Raw genomic sequence first — 19,345 nt, forward strand, 5'->3', positions numbered from 1 at the left:
GGGGCGTGCCGCCGGGCTTTTGATACCGGTGCACATGCGGATGCAAAACCGCTCCGCCCTGTTGCTGGAAGCGCTCTCGCACGCCGCGTGGATCTCCAGTCGGTCAAGCCCAACCCTTCCCGTTTTGCCGCCGCGCATCGCTTGCGGACCGGCATGCCCCGCCGGCATGCGGCGGGGGTGATTCGTCATGGCTATATGGAACCCAGCCGGCCTTCCGGCGCAACCCCCAGCTCATTTCTCAGCGTTTTTCGACCACCAGACATCGGGAAAGCCCAAGCCGTAATAGGGCAATTCCGCCGGATGGCTCAGGTGGTTCCAATAGGCGATGCGTTGCGCCTTGGAATAGAACAGCGGTACGACATAATGATGGGAAAGGAGGACGCGGTCGAGCGCTCTCGTGGTCGCCACCAGTTCCTCCCGGTTGGGCGCGAAGATGATCTTGCGGATGAGCTCGTCGATTGCCGGATCGGCAATGCCTGCATAGTTCCGCGAACCCTGCTGATTGACCGAGGCCGAGCCCCAATAGTCACTCTGCTCGTTGCCCGGCACCAGCGATTGCCCCCAGATGCCGTAGATCATGTCATAATCGAAGCTGCGGACGCGGTTGGTATATTGCGAAGCGTCCACGGTGCGCATGCGCGCATCAATGCCGATTTTCTTCACGCTGTTGACGAAGGGCGAAACCGTTCGCTCGAAGGATGGATTGGACAGAAGAATCTCGAACCGGAACGGCTCACCGGTCTTCGTGTTGACCAGTTGGCTTCCCTTCAGCTCGTAACCGGCCTCCTTGAACAGCGCGAGTGCGGTGCGCAGGTTTCCGCGCACCTTTTGCGGATCGCCGTTGACGGGGTTCGTGTAGGGCGTGGTGAAGACGTCGGCGGGAATCTTGTCCTTCAGCGCTTCCAGGATTTCCTTTTCGCGCCCCTCGGGAAGCCCGGAAGAGGCAAGCTCGGTATTCCAGAAGTAACTGTCGATGCGCTGGAAAGCACTATAGGCAAGCGTGCGGTTCAAGTCCTGGAAATCGAAGGCGTAGTTCAACGCTTCGCGCACCTTTTGATCCTTGAATTTGTCCCGGCGCAGGTTCGGCACGAAAGCCTGCATGATGCCGGTGGCACGCAGCGGGTTCTCGATCTCCGCGCGAATCACACGGCCATCTTTGGCGGCAGGGAAGTCATAGAACGTTGCCCAATGGCTGGCGCTATTATCCTGGTAATAATCGACATCGCCGGCACGCACACCCTCGAACTCGATCGTTCTGTCACCAAAGAAAGTGTAGGTAATCGTGCCGAAATTGTTCTGGCCAACATTGACGTTGACGTTCTTACCCCAGTAGTCGTCACGCAATTCGAAGCGGATCGAGCCTCCCGCCTGGAAGGAAGCGATCTTGTAGGGTCCCGAACCCATGACCGGTTCCAGCGTGGTACGGCTGATATCGCGCTTGTTGCCCTTGGCATCCTGGCCTTCCCACCAATGCTTCGGCACGATCGGAAACTGGCCGAGAATGTTGGGAAGCTCGCGGTTGTTCTTTTCGTCGAAGCGGAAGGTGATGTCGCGCTCGCCGGTTTTTTCAGCCGAGACCACATGGCGGTAATAGTTGGAGAGGAGCGGGTTATGCTCTTTCGACATATCGAAGGAGAAGATGACGTCTTCGGGCGTTACCGGCTGCCCGTCCGCCCATTTTGCTTCGGGGCGCAGCCTAAAGGTGGCGGAGGAAAAGTCGTCGGGGTAGGAGACGCTTTCCGCGAGAAGCCCATAGGAGGCGGTGACTTCGTCTTCGGCAGACTTCAACAGTGTATCGAAAACCAGTGAAGCGACACCTGCCGGCGCCTCGCCCTTGGAAAGGATCGGGTTGAATGTGTCATAGGTTCCGATTGCGGAGAGTTTCAGTTCGCCGCCCTTCGGCGCATCCGGATTGACGTAATCGAAGCGGGTAAAGCCGTCCTTGTATTTCAACTCGCCGATCGTGGTGACGCCGCCGTGCCAGACCGGTTCCTGCGCCATCACTGGTCCGGTTGCCAGGAATAGGGTTGCCGCCAAAGCCAGTGCGCGTCTGAAATTCATGCCAATTCGCCTCTTCCGTTTTTCATTTTTCCGCTACCTGGACGACAGAATAGGCAAAATCCGGGCAATTGACAGAAGCTGCCTCAAATCGGGCCTTTTTTTTGGGTCACGGTTGCGTGTGTGCGTAAGTCTGACACAAAGACGGCGTGTCAGTATTGGCCGGGCGAATCGCGGATGGGCACGTCCGGACGCGGAACACCATGGATTGATTGGGAAACGGGCGGCAGATGGCAGCGACGAAGACGGCTTATTTCCGGCGGATGGCATCGATCACGCTGATGGCGTTGACGGGCCTCAGCCTCGTCGCGGACACGGCCGCTTCGGCTGACGATACACCTGCCAAGCAGATCTTTGGCAAGGTGCAGCTTCCGAGCGAGGCCGCACCGAACCCGATCGGCTTTTATGCCAAGGGCTGCATGGCCGGCGCCGTGGCGATCCCGACCGACGGGCCGACATGGCAGGCGATGCGCCTGTCGCGAAACCGCCGCTGGGGCAATCCGGCGATGATCCAGCTTCTGGAACGGTTTTCCCAGGATGCGGTGCAACTTGGATGGGGATCCGGCATCCTGATCGGCGACATTTCGCAGCCGCGCGGCGGGCCAATGATCACCGGGCACGCCTCCCACCAGATCGGGCTCGATGCCGACATCTGGTTTACGCCCAAACCCGCGCAGCCTCTGTCCACCCAGGCGCGCGAAGACATGCCGTTTACGTCGATGCTCGACAAGAGCAAGTTCCTGACCGTGAACGCTGCCCGCTGGACGCCGACCCATGCGAGATTGGTGATGCAGGCGGCGAGCTATCCGCAGGTGGAGCGCGTTTTCGTCAATCCGGCGATCAAGAAGAAACTCTGCGAGACCTGGACCGGCGACCGCGACCTGCTTGGCAAGGTGCGCCCGGTCTATGGCCATGACGAGCATTTCCACATCCGCATGTTCTGCCCGCCGAGCACGCCGAACTGCAAGGCGCAGGCGCCGGTTGCCAGCGGCGACGGCTGCGACAAGTCGCTCGCCTGGTGGTTTACCAAGGAGCCCTGGGCCACGCCGAAGAAAGATCCGAACGCAAAGCCGGTAAAGCCGCGCTTCACCACCCTTTCGGATTTGCCGAAAGCCTGCACGGCGCTGCTTTCAGCACCTGCGGCCTCCGAACAGTCGGCCACGTTTGGGAACGCCTATGTGGCGCCGCAGCCGGCGTCCAGCGAAGCCGCAATCCGGCAGGCTATCCATGCAGGCAGCAACGAGCTTCCGGATACGGGCGTTCCAATTCCGCTGGCCCGTCCTGCACTGCAGTAAGTTCTGGCCTCCAGAGAGCTTGGGCGCCGCCACGTTCGGCGCTTTTCAAGCGGCAAACTGTGCTGTACAGAAAATCAAATCGATTTAAGTCGAGACTTTCTGCGGTCGGCTTGATGCCGGGAGATCTGTGATGGCCAGCCAGAAATGCGTGGCGCTGATTGCGCACGATCAGAAGAAGGACGACATGGCGGCGTTCGCGCAGGCCAATGAGGCGGTTTTCGCCGCCTGGAAAATCGTTGCCACCGGCACCACCGGAGGCCGGGTGCAGGAGGCCTGCCCCAGCCTCAACGTGATCCGGCTGAAGAGTGGTCCGCTGGGCGGCGACCAGCAGATCGGCGCGATGATCGCCACCGGCGATGTGCAGATGCTGATCTTCTTCGTCGATCCGCTGACGGCCATGCCGCACGATGTCGATGTGAAGGCGCTGATGCGGCTTGCCACCGTCTACGATATTCCGATGGCGCTGAACCGGGCGACCGCAGAACAGTTGATCGACTTCAACCATCCCTGATACAGCTCTCATCGACCTTCAGTCCGCACGATCATAACGGAACCCTTCATGCCCACGCTCCCAGATACCGATAGCGGCCTCACCTTTCCAATCCTGATCGGCGATATCGGCGGAACCAATGCCCGGTTTGCGCTGCTGATCGACGCCTTTGCCGAGCCGAAGCTGTTTCCAATCATTCCGACGACCAGCTATGCCAGCATCGAGGAAGCGCTGCAGACCAGCATTCTCGACAGGACATCCGTGCAGCCGCGATCGGCGATCATCGCGGTGGCAGGCCCGGTCAAGGGCGACGATATTCCGCTGACCAATGCCGGCTGGGTAATCAAGCCGAGGGACATGCTGACGGCCTTGTCGCTGGAAGATGTCATCATCATCAACGATTTCGAGGCGCAAGCGCTGGCGATCGCCGCGATCGGCGAGGAGGGCCGCGAACAGATCGGCCCCGGCTCCATCCTCGACTCCGCCTCCTGCGCCGTGCTGGGCCCTGGGACCGGCCTTGGCGTTGCGGGACTTGTGCATGCGCAGCACACCTGGTTTCCGGTTCCCGGCGAAGGCGGCCATGTGGATGTCGGTCCGCGCAGCGAGCGCGATTACCAGATCTGGCCCTTTCTCGAGCCGATCGAAGGACGGATTTCCGCTGAGCAGCTGCTGTGCGGCCGTGGCATCATGAACATCTACCGCGCCGTCTGCGAATCAGAGGGCCGCGACCCGGCGCTTGCCGATCCGGCTGATGTGACCACCCATGCACTGGCCGGCACTGACGGACTGGCTGTCGAGACAGTTTCCTTGTTTTCCACCTATCTCGGCCGCGTTGCCGGCGATATGGCGATGATCTTCATGGCGCGCGGCGGCGTTTTTCTGGCCGGCGGCATTTCGCAAAAGATCCTGCCTGCGCTGAAGAAACCGGAGTTCCGGCAGGCCTTTGAAGACAAGGCGCCGCATTCGGCGCTGCTCAAGACCATTCCGACTTTCGTGGTCACCCATCCGACCGCAGCACTTTCCGGCCTTGCCGCCTATGCGCGCACGCCATCGCGCTTTGGTGTTGCAACGGAGGGACGGCGCTGGAGAACTTGAAGCCGCGACAGCGGCTCAGACTCGCCAAACAGGGATCAAGGTACTATAGAGCCCGGTGAAATAAGGCGCCTCAGAGCGCGCCGGGTTTTAAGGAAACCAGCTTGAAGCAAGCCAAGACAAAGCTCCCTGCAGTCGATCGCGAGACCATTACCAGCGTTCTCAAGCGCGTGATCGCCGAAAACGGGCGTGCGCATCTGCGTGGCTACACCATTGCCGTCGCCTGCCTCGTCCTTGTTGCGGGAACCACCGCCTTTACCGCCTGGATCATGGAATCGGTCGTCAACGAAGCCTTTGCCAACAAGCGTGCCGACATCGTTCTTTACATCTGCGGAGCCATCTTTCTCGCCTTCGTCCTGCGCGGCTTTGCCACCTATGGCCAGGCCGTGGCGCTCTCGAAGATCGGCAACAATATCGTCGCCAGCTACCAGCGCCGCCTCTATTCGCACCTGATGGCGCTCAGCGTCGGCTATTTCAGCGATACCCGCTCGGCGCGGATTTCCGCTCAGATCAGCCAGAACGTGTCTGGTATCCGCGACGTGCTGAACATGACGGTGACGTCGCTTGCGCGCGACTTCCTGACATTGGTGGCGTTGATCGGCGTGATGATCAGCAAGGACTGGCTGCTGACGCTGATCGTTTTCGTCGTCGCCCCGCCACTCCTGATCGGACTTCGCTACATTTCGCGGCGGCTGCGGCTGGCAACCCGCGAATCCGTCGAGATCAACAGCCATGTGCTTGGCGCCATGCAGGAAACCATCCAGGGCATCACCATCGTCAAGGCGTTCACGATGGAAGAGCAGCTGCGGACCAAGGTCGAGACGATCATCGACCGGGCGGAAAACCGCGCCAACCGCATTGCCCGCCTCAGCGAGCGTACCGCGCCGATGACGGAAACCTTTGCGGGTTTTGCGATCGCCAGCGTTTTGGCCTATGCCGCCTTCCGGTCGATCTATGATGGCATCCAGCCGGGTGCCTTCTTTGCCTTCGTGACTGCGCTGTTAATGGCCTATGACCCGGCCAGGCGCCTGGCGCGGCTGCAGGTTTCGCTGGAGCGCGCCGTCGTCAACGCCCGGATGATCTACGAAATCCTCGATATGGTGCCGCATCAGCGGGACCTGCCGGATGCTCTGCCCTTGCAGATCACAGCCGCCAAGATCGAGTTCCGGAACGTGCGTTTCTCCTATAATGAGGGCGACGACATCCTCAAGGGTGTCAGCTTCATTGCCGAAGGCGGCAAGACAACGGCGCTGGTCGGGCCATCCGGCGCCGGGAAATCCACCGTCATCAGCCTCATTCCGCGTTTTTACGATCCTTCCGGCGGCGATATCCTGATCGACGGGCAGGATATCGCCCATGTCACCAAGCAATCGCTGCGCAATGGGCTCGCCTATGTTTCGCAGCAGCCTTATCTGTTTGAAGGCTCGATCCGCGACAATATCCGCTATGGCCGCCCCACGGCCACGGATGCGGAAGTCGAGGAAGCCGCGAAACTCGCCTATGCGCATGACTTCATCCGCACGCAGCCGCGCGGATACGATACGCCCGTGGGCGAGAACGGCGTGACCCTGTCCGGCGGCCAGCGCCAGCGGCTTTCGATCGCCCGCGCGCTGGTGCGCAATGCGCCGATCCTGCTTCTTGACGAGGCCACATCGGCGCTCGATACCGAATCAGAAGCCGCCGTGCAGAAGGCGCTCGACCACGCCATGAGCGGGCGCACCGTGGTTGTCATCGCACACCGCCTCTCGACCGTCGTCAATGCGGACAAGATCATCGTCATGAAGGATGGGATCGTGGCGGAAGAAGGCACGCATGAGGCGCTTGCGCAGCGCAGCGACGGCCTTTACGCTCGCCTGCACAACTTGCAGGGCACATCGACTGCGCAACCGGTGGCGGACGCCGAAACACTGATCTGAGGAATGAGACGGGCATGAGCGGGACAGACATGAAGCTGGTGGTGGTCGGAGCCGCAGGACGGATGGGCCAGACCCTGATCCGCACCATCCACGCCATGCCGGGTGCCACCCTGTTTGCCGCCGTCGAACGGCCGGGCTCCGCCTTCATCGGCCGGGACGCCGGCGAAATCGCAGGCCTTGGACCGACCGGCGTCGTTATCACCGGCGAGCCGCTCGAGGCGTTTGTCGAGGCAGAAGGCGTGCTCGACTTTACCGCGCCGGCATCCTCGGTGGATTTTGCCGGGCTTGCCGCGCAGGCGCGCATCGTCCACGTGATCGGCACAACCGGCTGCTCTGCGGATGACGAGGAAAAATTCAAGGCGGCCGGGCGGCATGCAAGGATCGTCAAATCCGGCAATATGAGCCTCGGCGTCAACCTGCTCGGCGTCTTGACGGAGCAGGCGGCACGCGCGCTTGCGCCGGAAAACTGGGATATCGAGATCCTCGAAATGCACCACAAGCACAAGGTGGATGCACCCTCGGGAACGGCCTTGCTGCTGGGCGAAGCGGCTGCCAAGGGGCGCCAGATTGGCCTAGCCGACCATTCCGTTCGGGTGCGCGACGGCCATACCGGGGCGCGTGTTGCCGGGACCATCGGCTTTGCCACATTGCGCGGCGGCTCGGTCATCGGCGAACATTCCGTCATCCTCGCCGGCGAAGGCGAGCAGGTGACGCTGTCCCATTCCGCCACCGACCGGGCGATCTTTGCCCGTGGCGCGGTTACCGCCGCACTCTGGGCACGCGACCAGAAACCCGGCTTCTATTCCATGCTCGACGTGCTCGGGCTGTCCTGATCCCTAAAACTCCCCGGAGGAATTTCCATGAGCGGCACCCTCGTCCTTGTGCGTCACGGCCAAAGTGACTGGAACCTGAAGAACCTGTTTACCGGCTGGAAGGACCCTGACCTGACGCCGCTCGGCATCGAGGAAGCCAATGCCGGTGGCAAGGCGCTGGCCGATTACGGCATCAAGTTCGATGTCGCCTTCACCTCGGTTCTGACGCGCGCGCAGCATACGTTGAAGCTCATCCTCGACAATCTCGGCCAGCCCGATCTTAAAACCATCAAGGACCAGGCCCTGAACGAGCGCGACTACGGCGATCTCTCCGGCCTCAACAAGGACGATGCCCGCGCCAAGTGGGGCGAAGAACAGGTGCATATCTGGCGCCGTTCCTATGACGTACCGCCGCCGGGCGGCGAAAGCCTGAAGGACACCGGCGCCCGCGTCTGGCCCTATTACATGACCGACATCCTGCCGCGCGTGCTGGCGGGCGAAAAGGTGCTCGTTGCCGCCCACGGCAATTCGTTGCGCTCGCTGCTGATGGTTCTCGACCGGCTCGACCGCGAACAGATCCTCTCGGTCAACCTCGCGACCGGCGTGCCGATGGTCTACAAGCTGAAGGCCGATTCCACCGTCGCTTCCAAGGAAGTCCTGGGCGACATGTCCGGCGCACATTGAGCGCCGGAATTGATTGCTTCCAAAGGGCGGCGCAAACCGCCCTTTTTTTGTCAGAGCTTGCCCGCTTCCCAGCCGAGCATCGCCCGCTTGCGGGTGAGGCCCCAGTGGTAGCCGGTCAAGGCGCCGCTCTTGCCGAGCGCCCGGTGACAGGGGACGACGAACGAGATCGGATTGCGGCCGACGGCAGCGCCGACGGCGCGTGAGGCTGTGGGCTGTCCGATATCGCAGGCGATGTCGGAATAGGTGACGGCCTTGCCCATGGGAATTTTCAAGAGCGATTCCCAGACGCGGATCTGAAAATCGGAGCCGATCAGGACGACACGCAAAGGCTCTTCGGCGCTCCATTCCTTCGCGTCGAAAATACGGGCGGCATAGCCTGCGGTCGCTGCGCTATCCTCGATGAACCTGGCATTCGGCCAGCGGCTCGCCATATCCTCGAAACTCGCCTTCTCGTCGCCGGCATCGTTGAAGGCAAGGCCCGCCAATCCGCGATCGGTGACCATCACCAGCGCCACGCCGAACGGGCATGGGTGAAACCCGTAGCGAATGGTCAAGCCGCCACCGCGCAACTTCCATTCGCCCGGCGACATCGCCTCGTGGGTGACAAAGAGATCATGCAGGCGGCTTGGGCCGGAGAGGCCAAGCTCGAAGCTGGTTTCCAGAAGCGGCAATTCCTCCTGGCGCAGCAGGCGCTTGGCATGATCGAGGGTTACGGCCTGCAGGAACGCCTTGGGAGAGAGCCCGGCCCAGCGGGTAAACGTCTTTTGCAGCTGCGTCGGCGACTGGCCGAGATCGCTGGCAATGGCGTCGAGAGACGGCTGATCGCGATAATTCTCGGTCAGCAGTTCGACGACGCGGCTGACGATCTCATAATCGCTGCCTTGCGGCGTGATATCGGTGGGCTTCGAGGTTTTGATATCCATGGTTCTATCTCCTTGGTGCCAGAGATAATCATTCCCAACAGGGTATCGCCACCCGATTCTTGTCCGAGAGCGCTTCATCTTTAAACGGAAGCAATTCTGTTGGCTCAAAACGGCCGTTCCACACGAAGGATGGCGCAGAGCGATGCCGATCCATCGGGCCAGCCATCCGACACAGTGGACGGCCGTTTTCAGCCAACCCGGAGGGCCGGATGAATTTCGGCCATTACCGGCGGCGGCCGTCTCGACCGCAGCTTCTGCTGCGCTCTTCGCCAGCCGCCTTGGTCCTGGCCGAAATTCCTTCCGGCAGAATGCTTCCGTTTAAAGATGAAGCGCTCTAACGCCGTTTCACGGTAGCCAAGGCGCCGGAAAAGGCGGTGGCGAACGTTTCGCGGTCGTCGCGGTTGAGGAAGGAGCCGATATCGGTGCTGCGCTGCCGGTCGCTGAGCTGCATGGAGACGATGCCGATCTCCTGGTGGCGGGCAATGTTGAACCGTGTCCAGAAGGGGTTGAACCGGTGTTCGATCATGCGGCCGGCCGGGTTGAATTTGCGCACGCAGACATCAGTGCGGGACACGCGGATTTCTTCGCGGGCACGGGCGGAGCGATAATTCAGCCAGAAAGCGCCAAACAGCAGCAGGAAATCCAGCCCGAAGAAGAAAACGATCGGCCAGGCGCCGATCACGACGAACACGAAAATATGGACCAGGCTCATCAGCGCTGCGATCAGCAGGAAAACCTTGAAGCCCTTGATCCCCAGCGAACGATAGGGCGTCAGCTCGGCTGCAAAAACCGGCTGGTCCTCGTTCGATATCTCGGCGTTGCCATCGTTCATGGCGAATGACTATAGATGCATCATGAAAAACGTGAAGCCAAAATCCGCGCTCAAACCTGCGAAAGCGAAACCCGCGACAACCGGCCGCGCCAGGTCAAAGCCGAAGACAGCCTATAGCCAGGCGGAAATCGAGGAGATTTTCCGCCGCTTCTCGATCCAGCGGCCCGAGCCGAAGGGCGAGCTGGAACATGTCAATCCGTTCACGCTGGTCGTTGCGGTGGCGCTATCGGCACAGGCGACGGACGCGGGCGTCAACAAGGCGACGCGGGCGCTTTTTGCCATTGCCGACACGCCGGAAAAAATGGTGGCGCTCGGAGAAGACCAGGTTCGCGACTATATCCGGACGATCGGGCTTTACCGCAACAAGGCGAAGAATGTCATTGCGCTCAGCGAAAAGCTGATCGCCGAATACGGCGGCGAAGTCCCGCGCACTCGAGACGAACTGACTACCCTGCCCGGCGTTGGCCGCAAGACCGCCAATGTGGTGCTATCGATGGCCTTCGGGCAGTCGACCATGGCGGTCGATACGCATATTTTCCGCATCGCCAACCGGCTCTGTCTGGCACCGGGCAAGACCCCGGACGAAGTCGAACACAAGCTGATGCAGATCATTCCCGATCATTATCTCTATCACGCGCATCATTGGCTGATCCTGCACGGGCGCTATTGCTGCAAGGCCCGCAGACCGGAATGCCAGCGTTGCGTGATTGCCGACATCTGCAAGGCGGCCGAAAAGACCAGCGAGATACCGGCACCGCTGGTCGAACTGCCGGCCCAGATCATTTGACCGCGATCCCGTCAATGAGGGCAGCGATAGCGCTTTCGTAGTCCTTGCGCTGCGCACCCGCTTCGATGGCCAGAGCGGCACGGTCGAAGGCGGCGGACAGGAGCTGGGCGAAGACATCCAGCAACGCCATGTCTTTTCCGCTTGCAGCAAAAAGATCTGACAGGCCCGCCTTCAAACTCCCCTCAGCATGTTCCTGATCGATATCCTGCAGGCTGCGAAGTCCAAGGATGGCGGGGCCATCGAGCAGGAGAAGCCGCGTACGGCCGGGCACTGCCATGGCATCGAAATAGCCGCGCGCGCCGTCAAGCAAAGCGTCTCGCGCGTTGGACGCGTTTTGTGATCCGGCCTCGATCCCCGCACCGACCTGCCGCGCCTCCTCTGCGACGACGGCTGCAAACAGCGCCTTCTTATCCTCGAAGTGATGATAGAGCGCGCCGCGCGTGACGCCGGCAGCGCTGGCGATCTCAGGGGTTGCGGTCTCGGCATAGCCTTTCGCGACGAACAGCGCCCGCGCCGCCGCCATCAGCATCAGCCGCATGCTTTCGGTTCGTTCCTTGTTGGTGCGGCGCATTTTCCACCTTTACATACAATCTGTATGTATGTTAATTACAAAAACATACAGACTGTATGATAATTTCACGCGGAGGAAAAGAGATGAAAATCACCAGTTATTATCCCGTCATCATGACGCGTGATGTTCAGGGGACGGCCGATTTTTATATCCGGAATTTCGGCTTCGAGGCGCTGTTCACTGCGGATTGGTACATGCATCTGCAATCGATAGAGAATGCGCATGTGACACTGGCCATTCTCGACGGCACACACGCGACGATCCCTGAGAGCGGGCGCGGAGCCGTTGGCGGGCTGCTTTTGAATTTCGAGGTCGAGGATCCGGATGCGCTCTATGCGCAGTTCCAGGCCTCCGGCCTGCCGATCCTGAAGGCGATTTGCGACGAGGATTTCGGCCAGCGGCATTTCATCACCGCCGATCCGAACGGCGTTTTGATCGACGTGATCAAACCCATCCCGCCGACGGCGGAATTTGCGGGACAATACGAGACTTCAGTGCTTCCGGCCTGATCAGCCGGGCTTGCGTTCGCCAAGCGAATAAAGAAGCGCCAGCACCGGCAGGGCAAGACCCATCATCGAGGCCGCCCACCAGCCGCCCTGCGCATAAAGCCAGCCGCCGAGCGCCGAGCCGATGGCGCCACCGGCAAAGAAGGTCGCCATATAGAGCCCGTTCAGGCGGCTGCGATATTCGGAGCCAAGCACGAAGATGGCGCGCTGGCCGAGCACCAGATTGGTGGTGACGCCAAAATCCAGCAGGATGGCGGCGAAGGTGAGAAGACCCAGCCCCAGTACCGAGCCGGACGGCGCGATATGGGTGATGAGGAAGGCTACGGCCACCGACAGCATCGACAGGCGCGTGGCAAGATAGCTCCAGCCCTTGTCGGCAAGCCGCCCGCTGATCGGCGCGGCGATGGCGCCGGCGGCACCGGCCAAGGCGAACAGGGCGATCTGCCCCTGCGACAGGCCGAATTCCGGCCCCGACAGAAGCAGCGGCGTCGTCGTCCAGAACAGGCTGAAGGCGGCGAACATGAAAGCGTGATAGAGCGACCGGCGGCGCAGGATCGGGGTTGTGGCGACCAGCCGGCCCATCGACGCCAAGAGCGCGCCATAGCTCAATCCCGTCTGCGGAACGCGCGGCGGCAGGGCGCGGGCAAGGACCAAAGCCAGCACCACCAGAACGGCAGCCGAAATGAAGAAGACCATATGCCAAGGCAGGAACTCGGCGATGAAGCTGGAGGCCGGCCGCGCCAGCATGATGCCAACCATCAGGCCGCTCATGACATTGCCGACGGCCTGTCCACGATGCGCCTCGGGCGTCATATGCGCCGCATAGGGCACGATGATCTGGATGGCGACCGAGCCCAGACCAATGAAGAATGCCGAGGCCAGAAACGGCAGTGGCGTCGAGGCAAGCCCCGCTCCGACCACGGCCACGGTTCCCAGCGCCATCACCGAAAGGATGAGCTTGCGATTTTCAAAGAGATCACCCAGCGGCACGATCAATAGAAGACCGATGCCATAGCCGATCTGCGTCAGCGTCACGATCAATCCGGCAGCGCCCGGCGACAGGCCGAGTGACGCGCTGATCGGGCCGATCAGCGGCTGTGCGTAATAGAGATTGGCGGCGATCAGGCCGCAAGCGGCAGCCAGAAGGAACATCATCGACGATGACATGGCTTTCGGTTCAATGGCCGTTGGTTCGATGGCCTCGGGCGCGATGGCATTGGGTTCGATAGGGGATTGCGGGGCAGTATCAGCCCGGCTTGCAATGCTGGTCACAGTCGTCTCCAAATCCAGGTCCCAAGATCGACGTCTCAAGACATCAAAATGTTCAGCCAAGCAGTTTCATCGCCACATCCGTGACCGCCATCATGTCAGCGCGGCTACGGCCGGTTTTCCCGACGATGCGCATGCCCTGCAAAAGGCAGAGCAGTGCGCGGGCGGTATCGGCCGCATCGATGCTCGAAGCCACCGATCCATCCGACTGGCCGAGCAGAATGCAGTCCTTCATGACGGCTTCATTGGTTGCGTGCGCGACATCGACGCGCTCTGCGGCAACCGGATCGGAGGCGGCCAGTTCCGCAGCGGTCGCAATGACGAGGCAGCCGCGCTGGCCAAGTTCGCCATGGGCGGCATCGGCGTAGAATTGCAAGGAGGCCCTGATCTTGTCGCGCCCAAGCGGAAAGGGCGCAATCGCCGCCGCAAGTTTCGTGCTGCGCAAAACACGATACCGGTCGAAAGCCGCCAGCAGAATGCCACGCTTGTCCTTGAACGCCTTGTAGATGCTGCCCGGTGTCAATTGCATGGCATCGGTGAGATCGCTGATCGAGGTGCCGTGATAGCCGCGCGTCGAGAAGATATCGATGGCGCGCTCCAGCGCTGCGTCGGTATCGAACGCCCTCGGACGGCCGCGCTGGCGCCGGACTTCAGGTGTTTCGGTTGTGGTTTCCATGAGCGCTATATAGGAAATGATTATTTCCTATATCAAGTAAAATCTACGTTTGACGGCTCTTTTTCGCTTTCCGCTTCCAAACTTCCACAAATCCGCTATTACCGGACACCGACTGACACACATTCCAGGCGGTTTCCGGATGACAAAATTCGACGTGCTCACGATCGGCAATGCGATTGTGGATATTATTGCGCGCTGCGACGACGCATTCCTTGTCCATAACGGCATCATCAAGAGCGCGATGAACCTGATTGATGCGGATCGGGCTGAACTGCTCTATTCGCGCATGGGACCGGCGCTCGAAGCCTCCGGCGGCAGTGCGGGGAATACGGCGGCCGGCATTGCCAGCCTGGGCGGCCGGGCGGCCTATTTCGGCAAGGTTGCCAATGACCAGTTGGGCGAAATCTTTACCCATGACATCCGCGCCCAGGGCGTGCATTTCGAGACGAAGCCACTGGAAGATCTTCCTCCGACCGCGCGCTCGATGATCTTCGTCACCGAGGATGGCGAGCGCTCGATGAACACCTATCTGGGTGCCTGCGTCGAGCTTGGCCCGGAAGACGTCGAGCCATCCGTCGTTGCCGAAGCCGCTGTAACCTATTTCGAGGGCTATCTGTGGGATCCGCCATTGGCCAAGGATGCCATTCGCGAATGCGCCCGCATTGCCCATGAGAACGGCCGCGAAGTGGCCATGACCTTGTCCGACAGCTTCTGCGTCCATCGCTACCGCGCGGAATTCCTCGACCTGATGCGATCGGGCACCGTCGATATCGTCTTTGCCAACCGAGCCGAGGCGCTGGCCCTCTATGAAACAGAGGATTTCGAGCAGGCGCTGTCGATGATTTCGCAGGATTGCAAGCTGGCCGCAGTGACGCTGAGCGAGGAAGGTTCAATCGTCGTCAGGGGCGACGAGCGGGTCAAGGTCGAGGCAACGACGGTTCAAAGCGTTGTTGACACAACAGGTGCCGGCGACCTTTATGCCGCAGGGTTCCTGCATGGCTACACGACGGGACGGACATTGGCCGATTGCGGCAAGCTCGGCAGCCTTGCGGCCGGTATCGTCATCGAGCAGATCGGCCCTCGACCGATGATCTCGCTGTCTGCAGCGGCGAAGGATGCCGGTCTGCTCTGACCGGCTCTCTCACGCTAAACCTTATTTGAACGCTTCGCCCGGATAGGCGCCCCAGATTTCACCCTGTGAAATCCAGCCTTCCGCGCCCTGCGCTTCGGCGCGGCACCATTCGCCGTTGCATTCGCCGACATGCACGACGACGCCCGGTTCGATCCGCGCGACGATGGCGCCGCCCGACTGCGGATCACGCCGCATGTTGACGAAGACACCCTCGCCCTTGCCGCGCATCCACGGGGCAGCAACGGCCGTCCGGTCGCCCGAGAGCAGCGCCTGGTTGACCCAGCCTTCGGTGCCATCGGCATCGCGGATCTTGCGCCAATTGTCGTATTCCTGGGTCACTTCGACCGGCACGCCTGATCTCAAGTAGCGCCAGGCGACGGCATAATCGACGCTGGGGCCGACACGCAGATTGACGCTCTTGGATTTCAGGCTGACGAAGCGCGGCAGCGGCAGGCCGCTCGCACCCTTGGCCGCCTGGGCAAAGGCCGGTGCTGCCTCGATGGCAACGAGGGACAGGGTGACTGCGGTGGCGAAAGCGAGCCTGGAAAGGAACTGACGCATGACAAAATCCATTTTCCAAAAAGATTCAGAAGCTTGCAGTTAAATCTCTGACCAACCCCGCCGAAGACACGCAAATCGTCTGGGAACATCTCGAGTTTTGTTTGTCTTCCCCACCGGGTCTGGTAGAAAATGGAACTGCAGGGAGAACGATCACTCATCTTGGTTAAAAACCCGTCAACAAGGCGAAGCAGGCAGCAATGACCGCGAAGAAAAAACCCAAGGTCTACATCACCCGCAAACTGCCCGATGTCGTCGAGACACGCATGCGCGAACTGTTTGACGCCGAACTCAACATCGACGACACGCCGCGCACGCAGCCCGAACTCGTGGCGGCGGTGAAGCGGGCGGACGTGCTGGTTCCGACGCTGACCGACCGGATCGATGCGGCACTGATCGAGCAGGCGGGACCACAGCTGAAGCTGATCGCCAGCTTTTCCAATGGCGTCGATCATATCGATGTCGATGCCGCCGCCCGCCAGGGCATTACCGTGACCAACACGCCAAACGTCCTGACCGAAGATACGGCCGATATGACGCTGGCGCTCATTCTCGCCGTGCCGCGCCGCCTCACCGAAGGCTCGCGGATCCTCACCGACCGGAAAGAGGAATGGGCGGGATGGTCGCCGACCTGGATGCTTGGACGCCGGATCTCCGGCAAGCGCATCGGCATTGTCGGCATGGGCCGGATCGGCACCGCCGTTGCCCGCCGCGCGAAAGCCTTTGGCCTGTCGATCCACTATCACAACCGCCACCGCGTCAGCACCGAGACCGAGGAAAAGCTGGAGGCGACCTATTGGGACAGCCTCGACCAGATGCTTGCCCGCGTCGATATCGTCTCGGTCAATTGTCCATCGACACCTGCGACCTACCACCTGCTCTCCGCGCGGCGCCTGGCGCTGATGCAGCCAACGAGCTATATCGTCAACACGGCGCGCGGCGGCATCGTCGATGAGGTTGCGCTGATCAAATGCCTGCGGGAAGGCAAGATCGCCGGCGCCGGTCTTGACGTGTTCGAAAACGAACCGGCGATCAATCCCAAGCTGATCAAGCTTGCCAGCGAAGGCAAGGTGGTGCTTTTGCCGCATATGAGCTCGGCGACGCTTGAAGGCCGTATCGACATGGGCGACAAGGTGGTGATCAACATCCGCACCTTCTTCGACGGACACCGCCCGCCGGATCGCGTCCTGCCCGGCCGGGGCTAGGGCTCAGAGCGTTTTGCGCATTTCGATAAAGGTCGGACGGGTGAACCCGGGATGGCAGCCTTCCGCCGTGCGGACAAAGCCCCATTTGGCAAAAATCCGGTGGTTTTCGACAAGCTCGATCCGCGTTTCCAGCCGCAGGCAAGTTTGCTTGCATTCGGCAGCATAGGCCTCGGCCGCCTGCAACAACATCTGACCGGCACCCCGGCCTTGCGCATCCGGGGCAACAGCCAGCTTGCCGATGTAAAGGCAATCGGGCGGTTCCGGCTTGCAGAAGATACAGCCCAGCACTATGCCGTTCTCGACGGCAGCATAGGCCTTTTCCACCCTTGCCTTCTGCTTCAGCCCTGCAAGCGTCAGAAGCAGGGCGGAAGACGGCGGATCGATGCGGGGTTGCATATAGGCAAAAGAGTCAAGGATGAGCGCCAGGAGAGCCTCCCAGTCACCGAATGCGTCATCGATCGGCGCGATCTTCACCGCGCTTTCCGGCTGTATTTGATCGTCTCGAACCGGGCTGCCAGGCTGTCATACATCAGGAGGCGGCCGACCAGCGGCTCTCCGGCGCCGGTGATGATCTTGATGACTTCCATAGCCTGCAATGTACCGAGAACGCCGGTCAGCGCGCCGACGATGCCAGCCTCTGCGCAGGAGGGCACCACGCCCGGCGGCGGCGGCTCTGGAAAGAGATCGCGATAGCCGGGATTTTGCCGGCCATCGGCCGCTGTCTTCCAAGGCTGCAAGACCGTCAGCGACCCATCGAAGCGGCCGACGGCTGCTGTCACCAGGGTGATCTGCAGGCGCTCCGCCGTATCGGCGGCGAGATAGCGGGTGGTAAAATTGTCGGAGCCATCGACGGCGATGTCATAGCCGGACAACAGCGCCTCCGCATTGGCCGCCTCAAGGCGCTCCACATGCCGGACCACGTCAACATGGGGATTGATCCGCTGCAGCGCGTCCATGGCGCTATCGGCTTTGGCCCGGCCGATATCCGGCGTGCCGTGGATGACCTGGCGCTGCAGGTTCGACAGCGACACCGTATCGTCATCGACGATCCCCAGCGTGCCAACGCCGGCGGCAGCGAGATAGTGCAGCACCGGCGCGCCAAGACCGCCGGCGCCGATGACCAGCACGCGTGCCGCCTTTAGCGCCTGCTGCCCGGCCCCGCCGATCTCCGGCAGGATGATATGGCGGGCATAGCGCTGGATTTCTTCGGAATTCAAAGGCTGTTTGCTCATGATATCGAATTCTCACCCGGAAACGGTGCCATTGGCAACGGTGAGATAACGCGCCCGGTCGCCAAGGGCTGAAAACATTGACTGGTCCGTGCCGGTCATGAAAGCCTGGCCGCCGAGGTCATCGACCAGATCGAACAGCGCCGCGCGCCTGCCCTCATCAAGATGCGCGGCGATCTCATCCAGCAGCAGCACCGGCGCATGACCGGTCATATTGCCGACCAGGCGGGCATGGGCCAGGATCAGGCCGACGAGAAGCGCCTTCTGCTCGCCGGTCGAGCAGCGCGCGGCCTCCATGTTCTTGGCGCGGTGACGGATCAAAAGATCGCTGCGATGCGGGCCATCCAGCGTGCGGCCGGCGGCGGCGTCGCGGTAGCGGCCTGCCTTCATCATCTCCAGATATTGCTCTTCCAGATCGAAGGCCGGGCGATGCCATTCGCCGTCGAGGAAGCCTGAGAGTGCCAGATCGGCCGCAGGAAAAACGCCGCCTTCGTGGTTGCGGTCCACCAGCCCGGCCAAAAGCCCAAGCATTTCCTGCCGGGCGAGCGCCATCGCAATGCCCAGCTCGGCCATTTGCCGTTCCAGCCCGGTCAGCCAGACCGGATCGGGCCGCCCCTCCGACAAGAGCTTGTTGCGGCTGCGCATGGCGCGTTCATAGTCGGTGGCACGGCGGCCGTGTTCGGGGTCGAGCGACAGGACGAGCCGGTCGAGAAAGCGGCGGCGATCGCCTGAACCGCCGGTAAACAGCCCGTCCATGGCCGGGGTCAGCCAGAGTACGCGCAGATGATCGAGCAGTTCATCCACCGTCTTTGCCGGTGTACCGTTCAGCCGCAGGCGGCGCGTCTGGCCTTCGTCGGTGCCGGCCGTGCCCGTGCCGATCTCGACGTCGCCATCCATGCCCTCCAGTTCGGCAAAGACCGAAAAGCCGGTTTCAGCACCGACCCGCGCTACATCGGCATAGGCAGCACGGCGCAGGCCACGCCCCGGCGAGAGGAAGGACACAGCCTCCATCAAGTTGGTCTTGCCCGCACCATTCTCGCCGGTCAGCACCACATGGCGTGTGTCGAGATCGAGCGACAGTCCCGCATAGTTGCGGAAATCGCTCAGCTTCAGGCGGGACAGTGAAACCTTGTGCGGCATGGAGAATCCGGTTGCTTTGGGGTGAGAGCTAAGCCGGGAAGGCGCCGATGGCAAGGTGGAACATCGGTAAACGTCACGCACGCGGCCACGCGCCCGCAGATCACCGAGATGTGACAGGAGAAATGCCGCGGCGCACATATGTCTTATTGCGCAGATGCGAAACCTCACAT

General features: G+C 61.5%; 20 protein-coding genes. 10 read left to right on the forward strand and 10 right to left on the reverse strand.

Translation table 11 applies throughout. From position 1 onward, the window contains the following. Positions 1-231: 231 nt before the first annotated feature. Complete coding sequence (locus PYR65_RS00920) at positions 232-2,061, reverse strand: extracellular solute-binding protein (RefSeq protein WP_407951262.1); 1,830 nt, start codon at positions 2,059-2,061, stop codon at positions 232-234. A gap of 227 nt (positions 2,062-2,288) precedes the next feature. On the opposite strand from PYR65_RS00920, the gene mepA reads away from it, so the two are divergent. From mepA to PYR65_RS00950, 6 genes are all read left to right on the forward strand, one after another. After that, positions 2,289-3,353, forward strand: a complete 1,065-nt coding sequence (gene mepA, locus PYR65_RS00925; protein WP_276119541.1) for a penicillin-insensitive murein endopeptidase — start codon at positions 2,289-2,291, stop codon at positions 3,351-3,353. A gap of 130 nt (positions 3,354-3,483) precedes the next feature. Next, complete coding sequence (locus PYR65_RS00930) at positions 3,484-3,864, forward strand: methylglyoxal synthase (RefSeq protein WP_276119542.1); 381 nt, start codon at positions 3,484-3,486, stop codon at positions 3,862-3,864. Between the two features lie 48 nt (positions 3,865-3,912). After that, the gene (locus PYR65_RS00935; RefSeq protein WP_276119543.1) at positions 3,913-4,938 is read left to right on the forward strand and encodes a glucokinase; all 1,026 of its coding nucleotides are present in this window, start codon (positions 3,913-3,915) and stop codon (positions 4,936-4,938) included. Positions 4,939-5,039: 101 nt separating this feature from the next. Further along, positions 5,040-6,851, forward strand: a complete 1,812-nt coding sequence (locus tag PYR65_RS00940) for an ABC transporter ATP-binding protein (protein WP_276119544.1) — start codon at positions 5,040-5,042, stop codon at positions 6,849-6,851. A 14-nt stretch (positions 6,852-6,865) separates the two neighbouring features. Next, the gene (gene dapB, locus PYR65_RS00945; RefSeq protein ID WP_276119545.1) at positions 6,866-7,684 is read left to right on the forward strand and encodes a 4-hydroxy-tetrahydrodipicolinate reductase; all 819 of its coding nucleotides are present in this window, start codon (positions 6,866-6,868) and stop codon (positions 7,682-7,684) included. 27 nt (positions 7,685-7,711) lie between these two features. Next, positions 7,712-8,347, forward strand: coding sequence for a 2,3-bisphosphoglycerate-dependent phosphoglycerate mutase (locus PYR65_RS00950; protein ID WP_276119546.1), 636 nt, complete (start codon positions 7,712-7,714; stop codon positions 8,345-8,347). Between the two features lie 50 nt (positions 8,348-8,397). Here PYR65_RS00950 and PYR65_RS00955 read toward each other — a convergent pair whose 3' ends face one another. Then, on the reverse strand, positions 8,398-9,270 hold the full coding sequence (locus tag PYR65_RS00955) for a bifunctional helix-turn-helix domain-containing protein/methylated-DNA--[protein]-cysteine S-methyltransferase (protein ID WP_276119547.1): 873 nt from the start codon (positions 9,268-9,270) through the stop codon (positions 8,398-8,400). Between the two features lie 334 nt (positions 9,271-9,604). Continuing rightward, positions 9,605-10,102 (reverse strand): DUF2244 domain-containing protein, encoded by a 498-nt coding sequence (locus PYR65_RS00960; RefSeq protein WP_276119548.1) that lies wholly within the window; start codon positions 10,100-10,102, stop codon positions 9,605-9,607. Positions 10,103-10,124: 22 nt separating this feature from the next. On the opposite strand from PYR65_RS00960, the gene nth reads away from it, so the two are divergent. Continuing rightward, entirely contained in the window at positions 10,125-10,889 is a 765-nt protein-coding gene (gene nth / locus PYR65_RS00965; RefSeq protein ID WP_276119549.1) for an endonuclease III, read from the forward strand. Here the strand turns inward: nth and PYR65_RS00970 are convergent. Continuing rightward, the gene (locus tag PYR65_RS00970; protein ID WP_276119550.1) at positions 10,882-11,460 is read right to left on the reverse strand and encodes a TetR/AcrR family transcriptional regulator; all 579 of its coding nucleotides are present in this window, start codon (positions 11,458-11,460) and stop codon (positions 10,882-10,884) included. The two genes, nth and PYR65_RS00970, sit on opposite strands and share 8 nt — an antisense overlap. Before the next feature lie 83 nt (positions 11,461-11,543). Here PYR65_RS00970 and PYR65_RS00975 point away from each other — a divergent pair, with 83 nt between their 5' ends. Beyond that, on the forward strand, positions 11,544-11,969 hold the full coding sequence (locus tag PYR65_RS00975; RefSeq protein WP_276119551.1) for a VOC family protein: 426 nt from the start codon (positions 11,544-11,546) through the stop codon (positions 11,967-11,969). Here PYR65_RS00975 and PYR65_RS00980 read toward each other — a convergent pair whose 3' ends face one another. Beyond that, positions 11,970-13,133 carry an MFS transporter gene (locus tag PYR65_RS00980; RefSeq protein WP_276120928.1) on the reverse strand — a complete coding sequence of 388 codons (1,164 nt, stop codon included), beginning with the start codon at positions 13,131-13,133 and terminating at the stop codon, positions 11,970-11,972. Between the two features lie 157 nt (positions 13,134-13,290). Next, positions 13,291-13,911 (reverse strand): TetR/AcrR family transcriptional regulator, encoded by a 621-nt coding sequence (locus PYR65_RS00985; protein WP_276119552.1) that lies wholly within the window; start codon positions 13,909-13,911, stop codon positions 13,291-13,293. A gap of 139 nt (positions 13,912-14,050) precedes the next feature. Between PYR65_RS00985 and PYR65_RS00990 the strand changes: the two genes are divergently transcribed. Then, positions 14,051-15,043 (forward strand): adenosine kinase, encoded by a 993-nt coding sequence (locus PYR65_RS00990; protein WP_276119553.1) that lies wholly within the window; start codon positions 14,051-14,053, stop codon positions 15,041-15,043. A gap of 21 nt (positions 15,044-15,064) precedes the next feature. Here PYR65_RS00990 and PYR65_RS00995 read toward each other — a convergent pair whose 3' ends face one another. After that, the gene (locus PYR65_RS00995) at positions 15,065-15,604 is read right to left on the reverse strand and encodes an SH3 domain-containing protein (RefSeq protein WP_276119554.1); all 540 of its coding nucleotides are present in this window, start codon (positions 15,602-15,604) and stop codon (positions 15,065-15,067) included. Between the two features lie 197 nt (positions 15,605-15,801). On the opposite strand from PYR65_RS00995, the gene PYR65_RS01000 reads away from it, so the two are divergent. Continuing rightward, positions 15,802-16,806 carry a 2-hydroxyacid dehydrogenase gene (locus tag PYR65_RS01000; RefSeq protein WP_276119555.1) on the forward strand — a complete coding sequence of 335 codons (1,005 nt, stop codon included), beginning with the start codon at positions 15,802-15,804 and terminating at the stop codon, positions 16,804-16,806. A gap of 3 nt (positions 16,807-16,809) precedes the next feature. Here the strand turns inward: PYR65_RS01000 and PYR65_RS01005 are convergent, their stop codons facing one another. From PYR65_RS01005 to recF, 3 genes are read right to left on the reverse strand one after another with little or no spacing between them, the layout of a single operon-like run. Then, the gene (locus tag PYR65_RS01005) at positions 16,810-17,280 is read right to left on the reverse strand and encodes a GNAT family N-acetyltransferase (RefSeq protein ID WP_276119556.1); all 471 of its coding nucleotides are present in this window, start codon (positions 17,278-17,280) and stop codon (positions 16,810-16,812) included. Further along, positions 17,277-18,038, reverse strand: a complete 762-nt coding sequence (gene moeB / locus PYR65_RS01010) for a molybdopterin-synthase adenylyltransferase MoeB (RefSeq protein ID WP_276119557.1) — start codon at positions 18,036-18,038, stop codon at positions 17,277-17,279. The genes PYR65_RS01005 and moeB overlap by 4 nt, the downstream gene beginning before the upstream one ends. 12 nt (positions 18,039-18,050) lie before the next feature. Then, complete coding sequence (recF, locus tag PYR65_RS01015) at positions 18,051-19,175, reverse strand: DNA replication/repair protein RecF (RefSeq protein ID WP_276119558.1); 1,125 nt, start codon at positions 19,173-19,175, stop codon at positions 18,051-18,053. Positions 19,176-19,345 lie beyond the last annotated feature (170 nt).

Source organism: Pararhizobium qamdonense, assembly GCF_029277445.1.
Taxonomy (GTDB): domain Bacteria; phylum Pseudomonadota; class Alphaproteobacteria; order Rhizobiales; family Rhizobiaceae; genus Pararhizobium; species Pararhizobium qamdonense.